General features: G+C 61.0%; 20 protein-coding genes. 14 read left to right on the plus strand and 6 right to left on the minus strand.

Annotated elements, in window-relative coordinates; all coding sequences use genetic code 11:
- Positions 1-11 precede the first annotated feature (11 nt).
- Positions 12-959, plus strand: coding sequence for a phospholipase BipL (bipL, locus tag ACYP2Q_RS10375; RefSeq protein ID WP_459730363.1), 948 nt, complete (start codon positions 12-14; stop codon positions 957-959).
- Positions 960-1,070: 111 nt separating this feature from the next.
- On the opposite strand, the gene ACYP2Q_RS10380 is transcribed toward bipL, so the two are convergent.
- Positions 1,071-1,823 carry a DUF2059 domain-containing protein gene (locus ACYP2Q_RS10380; protein WP_459730364.1) on the minus strand — a complete coding sequence of 251 codons (753 nt, stop codon included), beginning with the start codon at positions 1,821-1,823 and terminating at the stop codon, positions 1,071-1,073.
- Between the two features lie 108 nt (positions 1,824-1,931).
- On the opposite strand from ACYP2Q_RS10380, the gene ACYP2Q_RS10385 reads away from it, so the two are divergent.
- Both ACYP2Q_RS10385 and ACYP2Q_RS10390 read left to right on the plus strand, forming a co-directional pair.
- The gene (locus ACYP2Q_RS10385; protein ID WP_459730365.1) at positions 1,932-2,558 is read left to right on the plus strand and encodes a 2OG-Fe(II) oxygenase; all 627 of its coding nucleotides are present in this window, start codon (positions 1,932-1,934) and stop codon (positions 2,556-2,558) included.
- Between the two features lie 2 nt (positions 2,559-2,560).
- Entirely contained in the window at positions 2,561-3,046 is a 486-nt protein-coding gene (locus tag ACYP2Q_RS10390; protein ID WP_459730366.1) for a 2-thiouracil desulfurase family protein, read from the plus strand.
- Between the two features lie 124 nt (positions 3,047-3,170).
- Here ACYP2Q_RS10390 and ACYP2Q_RS10395 read toward each other — a convergent pair whose 3' ends face one another.
- On the minus strand, positions 3,171-3,755 hold the full coding sequence (locus ACYP2Q_RS10395; protein ID WP_459730367.1) for a transporter substrate-binding domain-containing protein: 585 nt from the start codon (positions 3,753-3,755) through the stop codon (positions 3,171-3,173).
- A 135-nt stretch (positions 3,756-3,890) separates the two neighbouring features.
- On the opposite strand from ACYP2Q_RS10395, the gene ACYP2Q_RS10400 reads away from it, so the two are divergent.
- Positions 3,891-4,316 carry a DUF4399 domain-containing protein gene (locus tag ACYP2Q_RS10400; RefSeq protein ID WP_459730368.1) on the plus strand — a complete coding sequence of 142 codons (426 nt, stop codon included), beginning with the start codon at positions 3,891-3,893 and terminating at the stop codon, positions 4,314-4,316.
- A gap of 52 nt (positions 4,317-4,368) precedes the next feature.
- On the opposite strand, the gene serA is transcribed toward ACYP2Q_RS10400, so the two are convergent.
- The gene (gene serA, locus ACYP2Q_RS10405; RefSeq protein ID WP_020797315.1) at positions 4,369-5,598 is read right to left on the minus strand and encodes a phosphoglycerate dehydrogenase; all 1,230 of its coding nucleotides are present in this window, start codon (positions 5,596-5,598) and stop codon (positions 4,369-4,371) included.
- 204 nt (positions 5,599-5,802) lie between these two features.
- On the opposite strand from serA, the gene ACYP2Q_RS10410 reads away from it, so the two are divergent.
- The 4 genes from ACYP2Q_RS10410 to ACYP2Q_RS10425 all read left to right on the plus strand — a co-directional run bounded on the left by ACYP2Q_RS10410 (position 5,803) and on the right by ACYP2Q_RS10425 (position 10,086).
- Positions 5,803-7,197 carry an FAD-binding oxidoreductase gene (locus ACYP2Q_RS10410; protein ID WP_459730369.1) on the plus strand — a complete coding sequence of 465 codons (1,395 nt, stop codon included), beginning with the start codon at positions 5,803-5,805 and terminating at the stop codon, positions 7,195-7,197.
- 36 nt (positions 7,198-7,233) lie between these two features.
- A complete protein-coding gene (locus ACYP2Q_RS10415; protein ID WP_020797317.1) occupies positions 7,234-7,899 on the plus strand; it encodes a fumarylacetoacetate hydrolase family protein in 666 nt (221 codons plus the stop codon).
- Between the two features lie 248 nt (positions 7,900-8,147).
- Positions 8,148-9,074 carry an SdiA-regulated domain-containing protein gene (locus ACYP2Q_RS10420; RefSeq protein WP_459730370.1) on the plus strand — a complete coding sequence of 309 codons (927 nt, stop codon included), beginning with the start codon at positions 8,148-8,150 and terminating at the stop codon, positions 9,072-9,074.
- A gap of 94 nt (positions 9,075-9,168) precedes the next feature.
- The gene (locus ACYP2Q_RS10425) at positions 9,169-10,086 is read left to right on the plus strand and encodes an SdiA-regulated domain-containing protein (protein WP_459730371.1); all 918 of its coding nucleotides are present in this window, start codon (positions 9,169-9,171) and stop codon (positions 10,084-10,086) included.
- Between the two features lie 118 nt (positions 10,087-10,204).
- Here ACYP2Q_RS10425 and rpiA read toward each other — a convergent pair whose 3' ends face one another.
- On the minus strand, positions 10,205-10,879 hold the full coding sequence (rpiA, locus tag ACYP2Q_RS10430; RefSeq protein WP_046818391.1) for a ribose-5-phosphate isomerase RpiA: 675 nt from the start codon (positions 10,877-10,879) through the stop codon (positions 10,205-10,207).
- Between the two features lie 147 nt (positions 10,880-11,026).
- Here rpiA and ilvA point away from each other — a divergent pair, with 147 nt between their 5' ends.
- Both ilvA and ACYP2Q_RS10440 read left to right on the plus strand, forming a co-directional pair.
- The gene (gene ilvA, locus ACYP2Q_RS10435) at positions 11,027-12,541 is read left to right on the plus strand and encodes a threonine ammonia-lyase, biosynthetic (protein WP_459730372.1); all 1,515 of its coding nucleotides are present in this window, start codon (positions 11,027-11,029) and stop codon (positions 12,539-12,541) included.
- 39 nt (positions 12,542-12,580) lie between these two features.
- Complete coding sequence (locus ACYP2Q_RS10440) at positions 12,581-13,006, plus strand: DUF2269 domain-containing protein (protein ID WP_459730373.1); 426 nt, start codon at positions 12,581-12,583, stop codon at positions 13,004-13,006.
- A gap of 108 nt (positions 13,007-13,114) precedes the next feature.
- Here ACYP2Q_RS10440 and ACYP2Q_RS10445 read toward each other — a convergent pair whose 3' ends face one another.
- Positions 13,115-13,771, minus strand: coding sequence for a histidinol-phosphatase (locus ACYP2Q_RS10445; RefSeq protein ID WP_459730374.1), 657 nt, complete (start codon positions 13,769-13,771; stop codon positions 13,115-13,117).
- Between the two features lie 143 nt (positions 13,772-13,914).
- On the opposite strand from ACYP2Q_RS10445, the gene ACYP2Q_RS10450 reads away from it, so the two are divergent.
- Positions 13,915-14,394, plus strand: a complete 480-nt coding sequence (locus ACYP2Q_RS10450) for an RNA pyrophosphohydrolase (RefSeq protein ID WP_007897732.1) — start codon at positions 13,915-13,917, stop codon at positions 14,392-14,394.
- A gap of 22 nt (positions 14,395-14,416) precedes the next feature.
- On the plus strand, positions 14,417-16,696 hold the full coding sequence (gene ptsP, locus ACYP2Q_RS10455; RefSeq protein WP_459730375.1) for a phosphoenolpyruvate--protein phosphotransferase: 2,280 nt from the start codon (positions 14,417-14,419) through the stop codon (positions 16,694-16,696).
- Positions 16,697-16,810: 114 nt separating this feature from the next.
- On the opposite strand, the gene ACYP2Q_RS10460 is transcribed toward ptsP, so the two are convergent.
- Positions 16,811-17,557: an NRDE family protein gene (locus ACYP2Q_RS10460; protein ID WP_459730376.1), complete on the minus strand. Its 747-nt coding sequence runs from the start codon at positions 17,555-17,557 to the stop codon at positions 16,811-16,813.
- Positions 17,558-17,689: 132 nt separating this feature from the next.
- On the opposite strand from ACYP2Q_RS10460, the gene ACYP2Q_RS10465 reads away from it, so the two are divergent.
- Positions 17,690-18,472: a sulfite exporter TauE/SafE family protein gene (locus ACYP2Q_RS10465; RefSeq protein ID WP_459730377.1), complete on the plus strand. Its 783-nt coding sequence runs from the start codon at positions 17,690-17,692 to the stop codon at positions 18,470-18,472.
- Positions 18,473-18,562: 90 nt separating this feature from the next.
- Positions 18,563-19,369, plus strand: coding sequence for a prolipoprotein diacylglyceryl transferase (gene lgt, locus ACYP2Q_RS10470; RefSeq protein ID WP_459730378.1), 807 nt, complete (start codon positions 18,563-18,565; stop codon positions 19,367-19,369).
- Positions 19,370-19,390: the final 21 nt, after the last annotated feature.

Consider the following 19,390-nt stretch of genomic DNA (forward strand, 5'->3'; position numbering starts at 1 on the left):
CTGGAATGCCCATGTCAGTGACCTTCGACCCCGATCATCTGCGTGCCAGCCTGCGGCCACTGGCGCAGGGGCTGCCCTTGTCAGCGGAGGCGCAGGCCTATCAGCGGTTCTATGGGCTGGATTTCTCGGCGCGCAATGTCCGTAGCGGCCTGGGGTGTTTCAAGGTCGATGGTTATGAGGTGGTCAGCCAGGTCTGGTGGCCAGAGCAGGTGAAGGCGACGCTGTTTGTCTTCCACGGTTTCTACGACCACACCGGCCTCTACCGGCACGTGATCGAATGGGCGCTGGATCAGGGCTTCGCGGTGATTGCCTGCGACTTGCCGGGCCATGGGCTGTCCAGCGGCGAGCGGGCGAGCATCAAGGACTTCGCCGAGTATCAGGACACCCTGCAAGGGTTGTTCGCCGAGGCGTTGTCCCTCGATCTGCCGCAGCCGTGGCACCTGTGCGGGCAAAGCACGGGCGGTGCGATCGTGGTCGATCATGTGCTCAATGCCGGGGCGAGCAGTCCGGCCCAGGGCCAGGTAATCCTGTTGGCGCCGCTGGTGCGGCCGCGCGCGTGGGGCTGGTCGCAACTGAGTTATTACCTGCTCAGGCCTTTCGTCAAAGCCATTGCGCGGCGCTTCAGCGAAAACTCCGGCGACCCCGCGTTTCTGCCATTCCTGCAAGCCGACCCGCTGCAGCCGCTACGCCTGCCGACTGCCTGGGTGGGAGCGTTGGCGCGCTGGATCAAGCGTGTCGAAGCGGCGCCGGCGAGCGCGCGCAGGCCGCTGATTGTGCAGGGGCAGGCGGACATGACCGTGGATTGGCAGCACAACCTTGAAGTGCTGCGGGGCAAGTTCGATCGGCCGCAGGTATTGATGCTGCCTGAGGCGCGGCATCATCTGGCGAATGAAACGCTGGTGTTGCGCGGGGAGTATTTCGGGTTCTTGAGCAAGCGGATCAAGGGGCGCAATCTGTAGCGATTGTCAGGGCCTCATCGCCAGCAGGCTGGCTCCCACAATGGATCTGCATGCACCGGCCCCCTGTGGGAGCTAGCCTGCTGGCGATAGCGATCCAACTATCGCCAACAATCACTGGCTGAGATTGGAAGTGCTTTGCCCCACCGCCAACCCCGCCCGAATTGCCGCCAGCGCCGCCTGGTAATACGCCTTGCCTTGCGCCGATTCGGCGAAGGTGGCGAACTCTTCCAGTTCCTCATCCGACAGGTCGCGATAGACGTACAGCAGCGTGTTGTTCATATCTCTGCCGATCTGCTCCATCAAGCGCTGACGCTGCCCGTTCAACATGCCTTGGGCCTGGCCGGCGCCGAGCAGGCCAGGAATCATCGAACTGAGGCTGTCGGCCGCGACGCCGGCAATCGCCAGGCTGACTTCCGCGCCAGCCTCGCGCGCAGGCAGGGCCTGGGCCAGGTGGCCGATGATCAGCAGGCGGCTGTCGCTGGCCTGCATCTTGGGCAAGCCCTTGGCGTTTTTCGCCAGTTGATCGCGGCGGGTCGCGAGCAGTTCGGCGGCGACGATCTTCTTGCCCAGCGGCGATTGAAAAAACGCCAGCGCCGGTTTCGGATCGGCGAGGTTCTTGCGCAACTGCGCCTCGGCACGCTGGTCCACGGCCTTGGGGTCGAAACGTTGATTGCTGTTGTCGACCAGTGCCTGGAAAACCGCGGGGGGCAGGCTGCTTTGGTAGCGCTGTTGGGCGGCCGAGAGGGCGTCGTTGAAATGCGCGCGTTGTTCTGGCCAGCCGGCGACCTTGTACAGTTGGTCGTGGCCGTCTGCCCAGGCGGGCATCACACAGAGCATCAGCAGGGAGAAAAGCAAACGGCGCATAGGGACTCCTGTCAGCAGGCGACTATTCTCCGTGTGGCATAGAGTCTTGTCGAGAATTCGTATCAACCCGCTGCGTGGCTCTGTCGGATTTCCAGGCGCAGGAATACTATGCGCGCCATGCAAATACCTTCTGATCACCCGCTGCTGTTACGAATCGTCGACGACCTGGCCGCGTGCGGTTGGTCGCAGCAGAATATTTTCCTGTCTCAGGATCTGACCCGAGCGCTGGCGGCCGAGTGCCGTAAACGTGCCGCCGAGGGTGAGCTGGCCCCGGCCGCCGTGGGGCGAGGGCCGTCGTCGGAGATCCGCGAGGGGATTCGCGGTGATCATATCCAGTGGATCGAGCCCGGCCAGGCCGAGGTTTGCGACAGCTATCTGGGCTTGATGGACAGCCTGCGTGAGGCGCTGAACCGTGGCCTGTTCCTGGGGCTCGAGGATTTCGAGAGCCATTTCGCGATGTACCCGCCCGGTGCGTTCTACCTCAAGCACGTCGATCGTTTTCGTGACGACGACCGGCGCATGGTGTCAGCGGTGGTCTACCTCAATGACGCCTGGCTGCCGGAGCATGGGGGTCAATTGCGGATGTACCTGGACGAAGAATACGATGTGGTACCCGTCGGTGGGTGCCTGGTGGTGTTCCTGTCGGGGGAGGTCCCCCATGAAGTCCTGCCTGCGAGCCGTGAGCGCCTGTCGTTGACTGGCTGGTTTCGGCGTCGAGGCAACGAGCCGTTCTGATCATGCAGAAAATACTGGTAAGCCGCTGCCTGCTGGGTCACCGCGTACGTTACGACGGCGGGGCCAGCGGGCCGTTCGATCAGCTTCAGGCGTGGCTCGATGAAGATCGGGTCGTGCCCTTGTGTCCGGAAGTCGCCGGTGGCCTGCCAACGCCCCGGGCGGCGGCGGAGATTCCCGGCGGGCAGGGCGGTGAAGTGCTCGATGGTCGGGCGCCGGTGATCACCACCGAGGGCGAGGACGTCAGCGCGCAGTTTCTGTCCGGGGCTTATCAGGCGCTGGAACTGGTGCAACGGCACGGCATCCGCATTGCCATCCTCAAGGCCAACAGCCCCTCATGCGGCAACCTGCTGACCTATGACGGGACGTTCAGTGGCGTGAAAGTCACTGGCGAAGGGGTCACGGCGGCGCTGCTCAGGCGTCATGGCGTCCAGGTCTTCAGTGAGCTGGAATTGGCCGAAGCAGCTCAATCCTTGGCAGCACTCGACTAACTACCAACACAGGACCTATGTGGGAGCGGGCTTGCTCGCGAAGGCGTAGTGTCAGCCGACAATCATATCGCCTGACACACCGCTTTCGCGAGCAAGCTCGGTCCCAAAGGGTTATTGCGCGAATTCAGGGCTTGGGTGCCGCCCCCGATTCCGCCCGAAACCATTTCTCCTCCAGCGCTTGCAGGCGGCCATCGGCCTTGATGCGCTGCATCGCGCTTTCCAGGCTGGCGTGAAACGCCGGGTTACCCTTCTGGAACGGAATCGCCAGGCTTACGGCCGGGTTGGCTTTTGGCTTTTCTTCCGTCAGCGACTGCACCAGCAGGATTGATTGCGGCTCTTCCTTCTGCGCGATCAACTGCGCTTTGGTTTGCAGGTAAGTGTCGCTGAAGTCGAAACGTTCCTTGAGCGCTGGGGTCTGTGCAATGTGATTGATGGCGACGTCGTACTTGCCGCTTTCCACGCCGGTCAGCAGATCACTGGCGTCAGTGACGACGAAGTCGGCGCGCACATCCAGTTCGCTGGCCAACATTTGTCCCAATTCGACTTCGAAGCCGGTAAGAATGCCGTCTTTCTTGAAATTGAAGGGCGGTGTATTTGCCTCAAGGGCAATGCGCAATTCACCGCGATCGTTCACGTCGTCAATCAGTTCGGCATGAGCCAACGGGCTCAAAAGGGGTAGCAGGCAGATCAGGCCAGGCAGAAAACGCATGGTCACTCCTTTGAAATCATTATCGCGACGCTCTGGATCAGGCTCGCTTTGCTATGGTTGTCGAGTGCCTTCGACAACGATTGACCATGAAGTTGTGATGGTCACGGAAATTTTACGGAAAAACTGGAGAAGAGAATGAAAACCTTTATGTCACGTGCTGCTTTCGCTGGCCTGCTGATGGGCGTTTCAGTGTTGGCCAGTGCCGCAACGCCCGCCCCGAAGGGCGCTGAAGTGTCCATCGTTTCTCCGGCAGACGGTGCGACGGTACCGCAAACTGTCGTGGTCAAGTTCGCTGTCGAGAACATTGCGCTGGCGCCTGCGGGTGATGTCACCAAGAACACTGGTCACCACCACCTGCTGATCGATGTCGATGAACTTCCGGCAGCCGGCCAGCCGATCCCGAACGATGCCAACCACTTGCACTTCGGCAAGGCGCAGACCCAGGCTGAGGTAAAACTGACGCCAGGCAAGCATACCTTGCAGCTGGAGTTGGGCGACAGCGGCCACATGCCGTTCGATCCGCCAATCGTATCGGAGAAGATCACGGTCAATGTGAAATAAAAAAAGGGAGCCCCTTCGCAGGGGCTCCCTTTTTTAACGCTGCAAGCTGCTGTTAGAACAGCACACGGCTACGGATGGTGCCGTTGACGTGCTGCAGCTTCTGTTGCGCCAGGTCCGAGTACTCGGCGTCTACGTCGATTACCACGTAGCCGACTTTCTCGTTGGTCTGCAGGAACTGACCGGAAATGTTGATGCCGTTTTCGGCGAAGACCTTGTTGATCTCGCTCATCACACCCGGGATGTTCTCGTGGATGTGCAGCAGGCGGTGCTTGCCAGGGTGAGCCGGCAGGGCCACTTCCGGGAAGTTCACCGACGATACCGACGTACCGTTGTCGCTGTACTTGACCAGCTTTTCTGCCACTTCCAGACCGATGTTGGCCTGCGCCTCGGCGGTGGAACCACCGATGTGCGGGGTCAGGATCACGTTGTCCAGGCCACGCAGCGGGCTTTCGAACTCTTCATCGTTGGAGCGTGGCTCCACCGGGAACACGTCGATGGCCGCGCCGATCAGGTGCTTGTCCTTGATCGCGTCCGCCAGGGCGTCCAGTTCGACCACGGTGCCGCGAGCGGCGTTGATCAGGATGCCGCCTTTCTTGATGGCGCGGATTTCCTTCTCGCCGATCATCCACTGGGTGGCAGCGGTTTCCGGAACGTGCAGGGTGACGATGTCGGACATGCCCAGCAGTTCGTGCAGGTTGCCAACCTGGGTGGCGTTACCCAGTGGCAGCTTGGTCACGGTGTCGTAGAAGTACACCTGCATGCCCAGGCCTTCGGCCAAGACCGACAGTTGGGTGCCGATCGAGCCGTAACCGACGATGCCCAGCTTCTTGCCGCGGATCTCGAAGGAGTTGGCCGCGCTCTTGATCCAGCCGCCACGGTGGCAGGAAGCGTTCTTCTCAGGGATACCGCGCAGCAACAGGATCGCTTCGGCCAGCACCAGCTCGGCAACGGAGCGGGTGTTGGAGTACGGCGCGTTGAACACGGCGATACCGCGCTCGCGGGCAGCGCTCAGGTCGACCTGGTTGGTGCCGATGCAGAAACACCCTACCGCCACGAGCTTCTTCGCGTGATCGAAGATCTCTTCGGTCAGTTGAGTGCGAGAGCGAATGCCGATGAAGTGAGCATCAGCGATCTTTTCCTTGAGCTGGGCTTCCGGCAGAGAACCTGTGAGGTACTCGATGCTGGTGTAGCCCGCCGCCTTGAGGACGTCGACAGCCGATTGGTGGACGCCTTCGAGAAGAAGGAACTTGATCTTGCTCTTATCGAGAGAAGTCTTGCTCATCTGCGTAAACCTGTATCCCGGAGAAAAATGGCAGGAAATGGTCAACAGACGCTGACCCGGACGACAAGAATGCCGTCGCCGCAGAACAGCCGTTGGGCACTATGCTGCGGGGTCGGTATGCTAGCATATGCACCCCGCTAAACACTCATTCCTGCGACGTGAAGCGTTCTCAGGATGACCATGAATTGTTCGAGAGTTCTGTCGATGACCAATCCTGCCCTGATTGAAGAGCTGAAGACCCTGGTTGAGCCTGGCAAGGTGCTGACCGATGCCGACTCCCTGAATGCTTACGGTAAGGATTGGACCAAGCATTTCGCCCCGGCCCCGACCGCCATCGTGTTCCCCAAGACCACCGAGCAGGTCCAGGCCATTGTCCTGTGGGCCAATAAACACAAAGTGGCGCTGGTGCCGTCCGGTGGTCGTACCGGTTTGTCTGCTGCTGCGGTGGCGGCCAACGGCGAAGTGGTCGTGTCCTTCGACTACATGAACCAGATCCTCGACGTGAACCTGACCGACCGCACCGCCGTGTGCCAGCCGGGCGTGGTGACCGAGCACCTGCAGAACGTGGCCGAAGAAAAGGGCCTGTACTACCCGGTAGACTTCGCGTCGGCAGGATCGAGCCAGATTGGCGGCAATATCGGCACCAATGCCGGCGGGATCAAGGTGATTCGCTACGGCATGACCCGTAACTGGGTGGCCGGCATGAAAGTTGTCACCGGCAAGGGCGACGTGCTCGAACTGAACCGCGACCTGATCAAGAACGCCACCGGCTACGACATGCGTCAGCTGTTCATCGGCGCCGAAGGCACCCTCGGTTTCGTGGTCGAAGCGACCATGCGCCTGGATCGTGCGCCGAAAAACCTCACCGCCATGGTCCTCGGCACCGCCGATTTCGACTCGATCATGCCGGTTTTGCATGCCTTCCAGGGCAAGCTCGACCTGACCGCTTTCGAATTCTTCTCCGACAAGGCCCTGGCCAAGGTCATGGGCCGTGGTGATGTGCCGGCGCCGTTCGAAACCGATTGCCCGTTCTACGCGCTGCTGGAATTCGAAGCGACCACCGAAGAAGTGGCCAACCACGCCCTGGAAACCTTCGAGCACTGCGTCGAGCAAGGCTGGGTACTGGATGGCGTGATGAGCCAGAGCGAAACCCAGCTGCAGAACCTGTGGAAGTTGCGCGAATACATCTCCGAAACCATTTCCCACTGGACACCGTACAAGAACGACATTTCGGTGACCGTGTCGAAAGTCCCAGCGTTCCTCAAGGAAATCGACGCGATCGTCGGCGAACACTACCCGGACTTCGAAATCGTCTGGTTCGGCCACATCGGCGACGGCAACCTGCACTTGAACATCCTCAAGCCGGATAACCTGAGCAAGGACGAGTTCTTCGCCAAGTGCGCCACTGTCAACAAGTGGGTGTTCGAAACCGTGGAGAAGTACAACGGTTCGATTTCCGCCGAGCACGGCGTGGGCATGACCAAGCGGGATTACTTGACCTACAGCCGTTCCCCGGTCGAGATCGAGTATATGAAAGCCGTCAAGGCGGTGTTCGACCCGAACGGCATCATGAACCCAGGCAAGATTTTCGCTGTTTGATTTTCTAATTTAAGTGCGGAAAAACAGGAGTCGGTAATGAGCTATCAGCACCAGTATGTCGACGGCACGCGTATTCACTTCCCGCTGGGGAAAGTGGTGTGCATCGGCCGTAACTACGCCGAACACGCCAAGGAACTGGATAATCCGGTACCGACCGAGCCGCTGCTGTTCATCAAGCCGGGCAGTTGTGTGGTGCCGCTGGAAGGCGGTTTCAGCATTCCGACCGAGCGTGGCTCGGTGCATTACGAAGCGGAAATCGCGGTACTGATTGGCAAGCCCTTGTCGACCAAGCCAAGCGTTGAAGAAGTGCTCGACGCCATCTCCGGCTTCGCCCCGGCCCTGGACCTGACCCTGCGCGACAAGCAGGCCGAGTTGAAATCCAAGGGCCTGCCCTGGGAAATCGCCAAGTCCTTCGACGGCGCGGCGGTGATTGCGCCGTTCGTCTCTGGCAGCACCTTCGCCGACCTGACCGACATCGGTATTCGCCTGACCATCAATGGCGAAGTGCGCCAGGATGGCAACAGCAGTGCGATGCTCAACCCGATCGTGCCGATGATCCAGCACATGGCCGGCTGCTTCTCGCTGCAGGCCGGCGACGTGATCCTCACCGGCACGCCAGTGGGTGTTGGCCCGCTGAATGTCGGCGATGAGATCGTCCTGGAACTGCCGGGCGCCAGCAGCTTCACCAGCAGCGTTCGCTAAGCAACAAAAAACCCTTGTAGGAGCTGGCTTGTCAGCGAAGGGGCCCTGACATTCAACATCTTCGTTGACTGTTACACCGCCTTCGCTGGCAAGCCAGCTCCTACAGGGGTAGCGGTGCCTACACAGGGCTATCCCGCCATTTCCCGTTTTTTTCACATGGTCTCTGGATAATTCCACGACTGTCGGCCTCTGGGCCGGGCCCAATTGTGCTATTACCCCAAGCCTGAACCTCTGGAACGCATGCCCTGATGGCCACTCAACCGCTCTCGTCGCTTAAACCTGCCCGCCGTTCGCGCTTCGTCATGCGCTGGTATCTCTGGCTTTTGCTGGTCATTGCCGTCGCGTACGGCGTCGCATTTGCCATGCATTGGGACGACCGTGGCCTGCTCTGGGTGAAAGAGCGTTTCGAAACCGCCGCCGAGCGTCAGGAGAGTATCTGGCTGCCGGACTACCACGCCGTGATAGACGCCAAGCCGTTGCCGGGCATGGAAAAGGACGAAGCATCGGACCTCGCCTACGACCCACAGACCAAGACCCTGTTTTCGGTCATGGGCAAGAATCCGTTCCTGGTCGAGTTGACGTTGCAGGGCGACGTGCTGCGCAAGATGCCGCTGGTGGGTTGGAGCAATCCGGAAGGGGTCACCGTGCTGGGTAACGGTTTGCTGGCCATTGTCGATGAGCGTCAACACTTCATTACCATCGTCAAGGTCGATGCCGACACCCGCGAATTGAACATCGCCGATTTCCCCAAATACGACCTCGGCCCGTCGAAAGACCAGAACAAGGCCTTCGAAGCCGTCACCTGGGATTCGCAGAACCAGCAACTGCTGCTCCGTGAGGAGCGCCCGCCGGCGCTGTTTGCCTGGAAAGGCGATGGCAAGGTCCTGAACGGCGACAAGCTCAAGCTTGCCAGCCATGCGCTGGACGTGCGCAACCTGTCGGCCCTGGCCATCGACCCTCGGACCGGGCACATGCTGGTGCTGTCCGCCGACTCACACCTGTTGCTGGAACTGGACAAGAAGGGCGAGCAAGTCAGCTTCATGACCCTGCTGGGTGGATTCAACGGCCTGGAAAAAACCATCCCCCGCGCCGAAGGCGTGACCATGGACGATGCCGGTACGCTGTACATGGTGAGTGAGCCGAACCTGTTCTACCGCTTCGAAAAACAGAAATAATCCCGCGATTGTCCTTCGCGGCCAATGGCCATTAAGCTTCAGTTCAGGCAGGCGTGATATTTCATCCGCCTGTTCTGAATCCGAGCCCGCCTGAATGCGTCGATTAGCCCGCCCCAAACCCCTGCTTGTGCTCTTGTCGGTGATTGCCCTGAGCGCACTGATCGCGGTCGGCCAGTACCTGCGCCTGTTCGAGCGCGCCTGGTTCAACCTGCACACGCTCTGGCAGCCGATGAACAGCCAGTCCATTGGCCTGGATCAGTATCGGGTGGTGTTGGAGGGGCAGGTCATCGAAGGGCTGCACGACGATGTGTCAGCACTGACCTACGACCCGGTGCGCAAAAGCCTGTTTACCGTCACCAATCAAAACAGCGAGCTGATCGAGTTGTCCCTCGATGGCAAGATCCTGCGCCGCATTGCGCTGGTCGGGTTTGGTGATCCGGAGGCCGTTGAATTCATCAGCGCCGACACTTACGTCGTCACGGACGAGCACCAGCACCGGCTGATCAAGATTCATCTTGAGGATGACACCACCTTCCTCGACGCCGCGGACGCGGAACAGATGACCCTCGGTGTGCACATGAGCGGCAACAAGGGTTTTGAAGGCCTGGCCTATGATTCGGTGGGCAAGCGGCTGTTCGTGGCCAAGGAGCGCGACCCGATGCTGATCTACGAAGTGCACGGGTTTCCGCATTTCAATCCGGAAAAATCCTACGCGGTGCATGTGGTCAACAATCCCAAGCGCGACGCCGGGATGTTTGTGCGGGACCTGTCTAGCCTGCAATACGACGAGCGTAGCGGGCACTTGCTGGCGCTGTCCGACGAGTCGCGGCTGATTATGGAACTGGATGTGGACGGTCGGCCGCTGAGCACCATGTCACTGAGCAAGGGGCGTCAGGGTCTGCAAAAGACCGTTCCGCAAGCGGAGGGGATTGCGATGGACGACGACGGTACGATGTACCTGGTGAGTGAGCCAAACCTGTTTTACGTGTTCAAAAAACCAACACAACCCTAATCAACACCACGAACCTGTAGGAGCTGGCTTGCCAGCGATAGCGGCAGATCATTCAACATCAATGTTGGATTTGATGGCCTCTTCGCTGGCAAGCCAGCTCCTACAAGGGTATTGCGTATTATTGGGCGCGCAGGGTTTTCACGCCTTCGCTGGTCCCCAGCAACAGCAGATCCGCCGGACGCGCCGCGAACAGGCCGTTGGTGACCACGCCGACGATCGCATTGATCTGCGATTCCAGCTCGACCGGGTTGGTGATCTCCAGGTTGAACACGTCGAGGATGATGTTGCCGTTGTCGGTCAACACGCCTTCACGGTAGACCGGGTCGCCGCCGAGTTTCACCAGCTGGCGGGCCACATGGCTGCGCGCCATCGGGATCACTTCCACGGGCAACGGGAATGCGCCGAGGACCGGCACCAGTTTGCTGGCGTCGGCGATGCAGATGAAGGTCTTGGCCACGGCCGCGACGATTTTCTCGCGGGTCAGGGCCGCGCCGCCGCCCTTGATCAGGTTCAGGTGCTCATCGCTCTCGTCGGCGCCGTCGACGTAGAACTCCAGGTCGCTGACTGTATTGAGCTCGTACACCGGAATGCCGTGGCCCTTGAGGCGTGCCGCGGTGGCTTCGGAGCTGGCGACCGCGCCATCGAAGGCGCCCTTGTGCTGGGCCAGGGCGTCGATGAAGCAGTTGGCGGTGGAGCCGGTGCCGACCCCGACGATGCTCTTGTCATCGAGTTTCGGGAGGATGAAGTCGACGGCGGCCTGGGCCACGGCCTGTTTGAGTTGATCCTGGGTCATGCGGGCTCCGGAAGCGGGCAAGGTAAGAACGCAAAGGCAGCATTATAGCCCCATGCCGAGGCAAAACCTCTTGATTCGTGTGGTCGTGCGGCCAAAAGCCGGGTTAGACTCCTTGATCCTGCCCAACCCGCTCAGTGATGCTTTCCGATGCTTGAACAGTACGTCAAAAAGATCCTCACCTCGCGCGTTTATGACGTTGCCGTAGAAACCCCATTGCAGACTGCCCGTCAGCTCTCCGAGCGGCTGGGCAACGAGATTTTGCTCAAGCGTGAAGACTTGCAGCCGGTGTTCTCGTTCAAGATTCGTGGCGCCTACAACAAGCTGACTCAACTGAGCGACGAAGAACGCGCCCGCGGCGTGGTCACCGCTTCGGCGGGCAACCATGCGCAAGGCCTGGCCCTGGCCGCCAAGGTCCTGGGTGTGAAAGCCACCATCGTCATGCCCAAGACCACGCCCGAGATCAAGGTCGAAGGCGTGCGTTCGCGCGGTGGCAAAGTGGTGCTGCACGGCGATTCGTTTCCGGAGGCCCTGGCCTACTCGCTGAAACTGGTCGACGAAAAAGGCTACGTCTACATTCACCCCTACGACGATCCCCACACCATTGCCGGGCAGGGCACGGTGGCCATGGAGATTTTGCGCCAGCACCCGGCGCCCCTGGATGCGATCTTCGTCCCGGTGGGCGGCGGCGGCCTGATCGCCGGGATAGCGGCCTACGTGAAGTACCTGCGACCGGACATCTTGGTCATCGGCGTCGAGCCGGATGACTCCAATTGCCTGCAGGCCGCCATGGCGGCGGGTGAGCGCGTGGTGTTGCCGACCGTGGGCATCTTCGCCGATGGCGTCGCGGTGGCCCAGATCGGCCAGTACACCTTTGAGATCTGCAAAGACTACGTCGACGAAGTCATCACCGTCAGCACCGACGAAATCTGTGCGGCGATCAAGGACATCTACGACGATACCCGTTCGATCACCGAACCTGCCGGCGCCCTGGGCGTGGCCGGGATCAAGAAGTACGTCGAGTCCCGCGGCGTCACCGGCCAGACCTTCGTGGCCATCGACTCCGGGGCCAACGTCAATTTCGATCGCCTGCGCCATGTCGCCGAGCGCGCCGAGCTGGGCGAGGGCCGCGAAGCCATCATCGCCGTGACCATCCCCGAGAAGCCGGGGAGCTTCAAGGCGTTCTGCGAAGCCATCGGCAAGCGCCAGATCACCGAATTCAACTACCGCTACAACACCGGCAGCGAAGCGCACATCTTTGTTGGCGTGCAGACCCATCCGGACACCGACCCGCGCCGCGCGTTGATCGCCAGCCTGGGCGAGCAGGGCTTCCCGGTCGTCGACCTGACCGACAACGAACTGGCCAAGTTGCACATCCGCCACATGGTCGGCGGTCGTGCGGCGCACGTGGTCGATGAAGTGATCCTGCGCTTCGAATTCCCGGAGCGTCCGGGTGCGCTGTTCAACTTCCTCAACAAGCTCGGCGGGCGCTGGAACATCTCGATGTTTCACTATCGTAACCATGGTGCGGCTGATGGCCGGGTGGTCGCGGGCCTGCAAGTGCCTCACGATGAGCGTCACCTGGTGCCGGCGGCGCTGGAAGAAATCGGCTACCCGTACTGGGATGAAAGCGACAACCCGGCCTATCAGCTGTTTCTTGGCTGAGCGGCTACGCTGATGGGCAGGCTATAAGGAATACCGGCGATGGAAACGTTAACGGCCCTGAAAGCGGCGCACATGGTGTCGACGGTGGTGTTGCTGCTGGGCGCGCTGGGCCTGGGGATCTGGGTCTGGCGCGCTCGGCGTAGCGGCGACGCGACGGCGGGCAGCCGCACCCTGCAGAGGCCGCGAGTGTTCATCTGGCTGTTGATGGGCGTGGCGTTGCTGAGCATGCCGTTTACCGGCTGGGGGATGGTGCATCTGGTGGGTTGGCCGTTGGGGCAGACTTGGTTGCTGGCTTCCAGTGTGCTTTACACCGTCGCGGCGTTGGCGTGGTTCTGGTTGCTGGTGCGCCTGAATAGATTGCGCAAAGCGCCAGGTGGCGTGGGTAAATTTACCTTTGCCTTGGCATTGTTCAGTTTTGTCTGTTTTGTGGCGATTGCCGGGTTGATGGGCGCCAAGCCTGTGTAGGAGCGAGCTTGCTCGCGATGGTCGTTAACGAAAACGCGGGGTGCCTGACTCTCCGCAGCGACCTTAAGTTTTTCGCGAGCAAGCTCGCTCCTACAGGGTGGAGCTCAATTAATCGCGCAAGCTAATCACCGGCCAGCCACGCTTCTCAGCCTCAGCCCGCAAGTTCGGATCCGGATCGACCGCCACCGGATTCGCCACCTGCTCCAGCAGCGCCAGATCATTCATCGAGTCGCTATAAAAGTAGCTGTCCTCGAGGTTGTACCCGGTCTCTTCCAACCAGCGATTCAGCCTCGTCACCTTGCCTTCCCGGAAGCACGGTACATCGGTACTGCGCCCGGTATAACGCCCGTCCTGCATTTCGCACTCGGTGGCGATCAGGGTCTCGACGCCCAGGCGTGTGGCAATGGGGCCGGTCACGAAGCGGTTGGTGGCGGTGATGATCACCAGCTTGTCACCGGCATCGCGGTGCTTGGCCAGCAACTCGATCGCCTTGGGCAACATGATCGGTTCGATGCAGTCGCGCATGTAGTCGCTGTGCCACAGATCCAGGGTCGCCATTTCGGTACGGCCGAGCACTTCCAGGCAGAAGTTCAGGTAGGCGGCGTTATCCAGCTTGCCAGCCAGGTAGTCCTGGTAGAACTCGTCGTTGCGTGTCTTGTAGGCGACGGGGTCGAGGAAGCCGCGCTCACACAGGTAATCGCCCCAGGCATGGTCGCTGTCGCCGCCCAGAAGCGTGTTGTCCAAGTCGAATAAAGCCAGCCGCATTGCAGTTACTCGCTGAAAAGTCTGTAGAAAGGCGTCCAGAATACGGACTTTTCACAAGAGTGCACATAACGTAGACCGGCGCGTTGCTGCCTTCACGACCTTTGTGGAACAATGCGACGACATGCGTTTGCGAGGTTGTTGCCGTGATCGACCCCGATGGTTTCCGTCCTAATGTCGGGATCATTCTCACGAATGATGCCGGCCAGGTGCTGTGGGCTCGCCGTATCAATCAAGATGCCTGGCAGTTTCCTCAAGGTGGGATCAACCCCCAGGAGACGCCGGAAGACGCCTTGTACCGCGAGCTGAACGAAGAAGTGGGCCTGGAGCGCGAAGATGTTGAAATACTCGCCTGCACCCGGGGCTGGTTGCGCTATCGTTTGCCGCAACGTCTGGTCAGGACGCACAGCCAGCCGCTGTGCATCGGCCAGAAACAGAAATGGTTTCTCCTGCGCCTGATCTCCAACGAGCAGCGGGTGCGGATGGATTTGACCGGTAAACCGGAATTCGATGGCTGGCGCTGGGTCAGCTATTGGTATCCGTTGGGCCAGGTGGTGACATTCAAGCGCGAGGTGTATCGACGCGCCCTCAAAGAGCTTGCCCCGCGCCTTTTAGCGCGCGACTGACGACGGAGTTCGACCCCGAGCCATGCTCAATACGCTGCGCAAGATCGTCCAGGAAGTTAACTCCGCCAAGGATCTCAAGGCGGCGTTGGGGATTATTGTGTTGCGCGTCAAAGAGGCCATGGGCAGCCAGGTCTGCTCGGTCTATCTGCTTGACCCCGAGACCAACCGTTTCGTGCTGATGGCCACCGAGGGCTTGAACAAGCGCTCGATCGGCAAGGTCAGCATGGCGCCTAATGAAGGTCTGGTCGGCCTGGTCGGCACGCGTGAAGAACCCCTGAACCTCGAAAACGCCGCGGATCACCCGCGTTACCGCTATTTCGCCGAAACCGGTGAAGAGCGCTACGCGTCATTCCTCGGGGCGCCGATCATCCACCATCGCCGCGTCGTTGGCGTGTTGGTCATCCAGCAAAAAGAACGCCGCCAGTTCGATGAGGGTGAAGAAGCCTTCCTCGTGACCATGAGCGCGCAGCTCGCCGGGGTTATCGCCCACGCCGAGGCCACCGGTTCGATCCGTGGCCTGGGCCGGCAGGGCAAGGGCATCCAGGAAGCCAAGTTCGTCGGTGTGCCGGGCTCGCCTGGCGCGGCGGTGGGCACGGCGGTGGTCATGCTGCCACCGGCCGATCTGGACGTGGTGCCCGACAAGACCATTACCGACATCGACGCCGAACTCGGGCTGTTCAAGACCGCCATCGAAGGCGTTCGCGCCGACATGCGTACGTTGTCGGCCAAGCTCGCCACCCAGCTGCGCCCGGAAGAACGGGCACTGTTCGACGTCTACCTGATGATGCTCGACGACGCGGCGCTGGGCAACGAAGTGACCACCGTGATCAAGACCGGGCAGTGGGCCCAGGGCGCGTTGCGCCAGGTGGTCACCGATCACGTCAACCGTTTTGAACTGATGGACGACGCCTACCTGCGGGAGCGCGCCTCGGACGTCAAGGACCTCGGGCGGCGCCTGCTCGCCTACTTGCAGGAAGAGCGCCAGCAAACCCTGGTCTACCCCGACAACACTATCCTGGTCAGCGAGGAACTGACGCCGGCCATGCTCGGCGAGGTCCCGGAAAACAAGCTGGTGGGCCTGGTGTCGGTACTCGGCTCGGGCAACTCCCACGTCGCGATTCTTGCCCGGGCCATGGGCATTCCGACGGTGATGGGCCTGGTCGACCTACCTTATTCCAAGGTCGATGGCATCGGCATGATCGTCGACGGTCATCGCGGCGAGGTCTACACCAACCCCAGCGACGTGCTGCGCAAGCAGTTCGCCGAGATGGTCGAGGAAGAGAAGCAGCTGGCCCTGGGCCTCGATGCGCTGCGGGATCTGCCCTGTGTCACGGTCGATGGCCACCGCATGCCGCTGTGGGTCAACACCGGCCTGTTGGCGGATGTGGCGCGCGCGCAGAAACGCGGTGCCGAAGGCGTGGGGCTGTATCGCACCGAAGTGCCGTTCATGATCAACCAGCGGTTCCCCAGCGAAAAGGAACAACTGGCGATCTACCGCGAGCAACTCGCCGCCTTCCATCCGCAACCGGTGACCATGCGCAGCCTGGACATCGGCGGCGACAAGTCGCTGTCGTACTTCCCGATCAAGGAAGACAACCCGTTCCTCGGCTGGCGCGGCATTCGTGTCACCCTCGACCACCCGGAAATCTTCCTGGTGCAGACCCGCGCCATGCTCAAGGCCAGCGAAGGCTTGAACAACCTGCGGATCCTGTTGCCGATGATCTCCGGCACTCACGAACTGGAAGAAGCCCTGCACCTGATTCACCGGGCCTGGGGCGAAGTCCGGGACGAAGGTTGCGACGTGCCCATGCCGCCGGTCGGCGTGATGATCGAGATTCCGGCGGCGGTCTATCAGACCAAGGAACTGGCACGTCAGGTGGACTTCCTGTCGGTCGGCTCCAACGACCTGACCCAGTACCTGCTGGCCGTGGACCGCAACAACCCACGGGTGGCCGACCTCTACGATTACCTGCACCCGGCGGTGCTCCAGGCCCTGCAGAACGTGGTGCGCGACGCCCATGCCGAAGGCAAGCCGGTGAGCATCTGCGGCGAGATGGCCGGTGACCCGGCTGCGGCGGTGCTGTTGATGGCGATGGGCTTCGACAGCCTGTCGATGAACGCCACCAACCTGCCGAAGGTGAAGTGGATGCTGCGTCAGATCAACCTGAGCAAGGCCAAGGAATTGCTCGCCGAGCTGATGACCATCGACAACCCGCAGGTGATCCACAGCTCGCTGCAATTGGCGCTGAAGAACCTTGGGTTGGCAAGGATGATCAATCCGGCGGCGATCAAAGCTCTTTGAAAGGCTGAGGGCCTCATCGCTGGCAAGCCAGCTCCTACAGGGGATTTTCGTCGTTCACAAATCCAATGTGGGAGCGAGCCTGCTCGCGATGGGGCCAGTCCAGACAACACAAAACTAAATCCTGATTTCCACTTCCCCAAGATGCCCGCCATACGGCCCGAAACTCCTTTCGACCAAACGCCGCGTCCCATCCGCCTGCACAATCAACGCCGTACTCGCCCGAGTGCCATAACTCTGGCTGGCAATGAACACACTCGACAGCAACGTCTCGGTCGCCAACCCCACCCCGGTATCCGGCAACTCCGCGAAGGGTGCGGCTTGCGGGTCGTTCAGCAAAGCCAGCAACGCCTGGGGTTGCGGGTCATCCAGCACCTCGCTCAATGCCGCCCTTGCCTTGAGCAGCTTAGGCCACGGCGTATCCAGCCCGGCGTTCGACAGGCCGTAGACCCCCGGTGGCAGCATCACCGCCTCCGATTCCCGGGCATTGAAGTGCCACAGCTCGTTGGCATTGCCGATCAGCAGGTTAAACCCGCCATATTCCGGCGAACGGGCGACAACGTCGTCTAAATAGTCGTCAATCGGAATGTCTTTGGTGAGAAACCCAGCCACCAATTCGCCGCGAGACCGGCGTCCCGGTGGTCGATGGGGATCGCGGATGTTGGTCAGAGCGGCAAAACGCCCATTGGCGCCAACACCGAGCCAGGTGCCACCCGCCTCCAGGTCGCGCCCGGCGTGCACTTGCGGTGCTTCGGGCCATTGCGCCAGCGGCAGGCTGGGGCGGGCGTAGAATTCGTCGCGGTTGGCCGCCACGATCAGCGGTTGGGCGTGGCCCGGTCGCCAGGCGAAAACAATCAGGCACATAAGGTGATCCTTGTGTGTTTTTTGCCCACTCTACGCAGTCATCGTGCGGGTATCCATCGCCATCCAGTGGAGCCCGAGGCCATGCATCCGTTACCATGCCGCTCCGGTTTTGGGGATGGGTGGGGAAACAGCATGGAATTTCTGCTCTATCTGGCGCTTGGCGCCTGTGCCGGAGTCCTGGCCGGGCTGTTCGGCGTGGGGGGCGGGATCATCATCGTCCCGGTACTGGTGTTCAGTTTCAAGGCGCAGGGATTTGATCCGTCGATCCTCACGCACCTGGCCGTGGGCACTTCGCTGGCGACGATCATCTTTACCTCGGTCAACGCCATTCGTGAGCATCACCGCCGAGGAGCGGTGCGCTGGCCAATTTTTGCGTGGATGACCCTGGGCATCCTGATCGGTGCGGGTTTTGGTGCACTGACTGCCGAAGCGATCTCCGGGCCCAACCTGCAAAAGATCATTGGCGTGTTCGCCCTGGTCATCGCCGCGCAGCTTATGCTGGATGTGAAGCCCAAGGCCAGCCGAACGGTGCCGGGTAAACTCGGTCTGACCGTAGCCGGCAGCGTCATTGGCTGGGCTTCAGCGATTTTCGGCATTGGCGGCGGTTCGCTGACCGTGCCGTTCCTGACCTGGCGCAGCGTGCCAATGCAACAAGCGGTGGCGACGTCATCGGCCTGCGGCCTGCCGATTGCGCTGTCCAGTGCATTATTTTTCATGATTCTGGGCTGGCACGATCCATTGCTGCCAGCCCATAGTCTCGGTTTCATTTATATGCCGGCGCTGTTGGGCATTGCCCTGACCAGCATGGTATTCGCCCGCTTCGGCGCGCGACTGGCGCACAATCTGTCGCCACGGTTGCTGAAAAGACTGTTTGCCGCTTTGCTGTTCTGCGTTGGCCTTAACTTTCTAGTCTGAAGCAACTGCTCTGACGGGCGGCACAATCCTGGCTTAATCCTGAGGTGGCAGCGTCGCCCGGGAATTGATTTGAACTCATGAGGAGTCGCAATGCTGCCTTACCCGCAGATCGATCCGGTGGCCCTGGCCATCGGTCCGCTGAAAATCCACTGGTACGGGTTGATGTACCTGATCGGCATCGGCGGCGCCTGGCTGCTGGCGTCGCGCCGGTTGAACCGCTTCGACCCGACCTGGACCAAGGAGAAGCTCTCCGACATGGTGTTCTGGATGTCGATGGGGGTGATTGTCGGCGGCAGGTTGGGCTACGTACTGTTCTACGATCTGAGCGCCTATATCGCCAACCCGCTGTTGATCTTTGAAGTGTGGAAGGGCGGCATGTCGTTCCACGGTGGGTTCATCGGCGTGATGCTGGCGGCCTTGTGGTTCGGCAAAAAGAACAACAAGTCGTTTTTCCAGCTGATGGACTTTGTCGCGCCGATGGTGCCGATCGGCCTGGGCGCCGGACGGATCGGCAACTTCATCAACGCCGAGTTGTGGGGCAAGGCCACCGATGTGCCGTGGGCGATGGTCTTCCCGACCGACCCGGCGCACCTGGCGCGTCACCCCTCGCAGCTGTATCAGTTCGCGCTCGAAGGCGTGGCGCTGTTCCTGATCCTGTGGCTGTTCTCGCGCAAGCCGCGGCCGACCATGGCGGTGTCGGGGATGTTCGCGCTGTTCTATGGCATCTTCCGTTTCATCGTCGAATTCGTCCGCGTACCGGATGCGCAACTGGGCTATCTGGCCTGGAACTGGCTGACCATGGGCCAGGTGCTGTGCGTGCCGATGATCGTCGGCGGGCTGTTCCTGATCTGGCTGGCGTATCACCGCGCCCCGGCAACTCCAGCGGCAGCTGTATAAAATTCGAACCCCGCAGCGATG

Source organism: Pseudomonas sp. MHK4 (assembly GCF_054600775.1).

What these genes read in the sequence shown, in the direction of transcription:
- bipL (WP_459730363.1), top strand. Translation starts at nt 12, where the DNA reads ATGTCAGTGACCTTCGACCCCGATCATCTGCGTGCCAGCCTGCGGCCA.
- ACYP2Q_RS10380 (WP_459730364.1), bottom strand. Translation starts at nt 1,823, where the DNA reads ATGCGCCGTTTGCTTTTCTCCCTGCTGATGCTCTGTGTGATGCCCGCC.
- ACYP2Q_RS10385 (WP_459730365.1), top strand. Translation starts at nt 1,932, where the DNA reads ATGCGCGCCATGCAAATACCTTCTGATCACCCGCTGCTGTTACGAATC.
- ACYP2Q_RS10390 (WP_459730366.1), top strand. Translation starts at nt 2,561, where the DNA reads ATGCAGAAAATACTGGTAAGCCGCTGCCTGCTGGGTCACCGCGTACGT.
- ACYP2Q_RS10395 (WP_459730367.1), bottom strand. Translation starts at nt 3,755, where the DNA reads ATGCGTTTTCTGCCTGGCCTGATCTGCCTGCTACCCCTTTTGAGCCCG.
- ACYP2Q_RS10400 (WP_459730368.1), top strand. Translation starts at nt 3,891, where the DNA reads ATGAAAACCTTTATGTCACGTGCTGCTTTCGCTGGCCTGCTGATGGGC.
- serA (WP_020797315.1), bottom strand. Translation starts at nt 5,598, where the DNA reads ATGAGCAAGACTTCTCTCGATAAGAGCAAGATCAAGTTCCTTCTTCTC.
- ACYP2Q_RS10410 (WP_459730369.1), top strand. Translation starts at nt 5,803, where the DNA reads ATGACCAATCCTGCCCTGATTGAAGAGCTGAAGACCCTGGTTGAGCCT.
- ACYP2Q_RS10415 (WP_020797317.1), top strand. Translation starts at nt 7,234, where the DNA reads ATGAGCTATCAGCACCAGTATGTCGACGGCACGCGTATTCACTTCCCG.
- ACYP2Q_RS10420 (WP_459730370.1), top strand. Translation starts at nt 8,148, where the DNA reads ATGGCCACTCAACCGCTCTCGTCGCTTAAACCTGCCCGCCGTTCGCGC.
- ACYP2Q_RS10425 (WP_459730371.1), top strand. Translation starts at nt 9,169, where the DNA reads ATGCGTCGATTAGCCCGCCCCAAACCCCTGCTTGTGCTCTTGTCGGTG.
- rpiA (WP_046818391.1), bottom strand. Translation starts at nt 10,879, where the DNA reads ATGACCCAGGATCAACTCAAACAGGCCGTGGCCCAGGCCGCCGTCGAC.
- ilvA (WP_459730372.1), top strand. Translation starts at nt 11,027, where the DNA reads ATGCTTGAACAGTACGTCAAAAAGATCCTCACCTCGCGCGTTTATGAC.
- ACYP2Q_RS10440 (WP_459730373.1), top strand. Translation starts at nt 12,581, where the DNA reads ATGGAAACGTTAACGGCCCTGAAAGCGGCGCACATGGTGTCGACGGTG.
- ACYP2Q_RS10445 (WP_459730374.1), bottom strand. Translation starts at nt 13,771, where the DNA reads ATGCGGCTGGCTTTATTCGACTTGGACAACACGCTTCTGGGCGGCGAC.
- ptsP (WP_459730375.1), top strand. Translation starts at nt 14,417, where the DNA reads ATGCTCAATACGCTGCGCAAGATCGTCCAGGAAGTTAACTCCGCCAAG.
- ACYP2Q_RS10460 (WP_459730376.1), bottom strand. Translation starts at nt 17,557, where the DNA reads ATGTGCCTGATTGTTTTCGCCTGGCGACCGGGCCACGCCCAACCGCTG.
- ACYP2Q_RS10465 (WP_459730377.1), top strand. Translation starts at nt 17,690, where the DNA reads ATGGAATTTCTGCTCTATCTGGCGCTTGGCGCCTGTGCCGGAGTCCTG.
- lgt (WP_459730378.1), top strand. Translation starts at nt 18,563, where the DNA reads ATGCTGCCTTACCCGCAGATCGATCCGGTGGCCCTGGCCATCGGTCCG.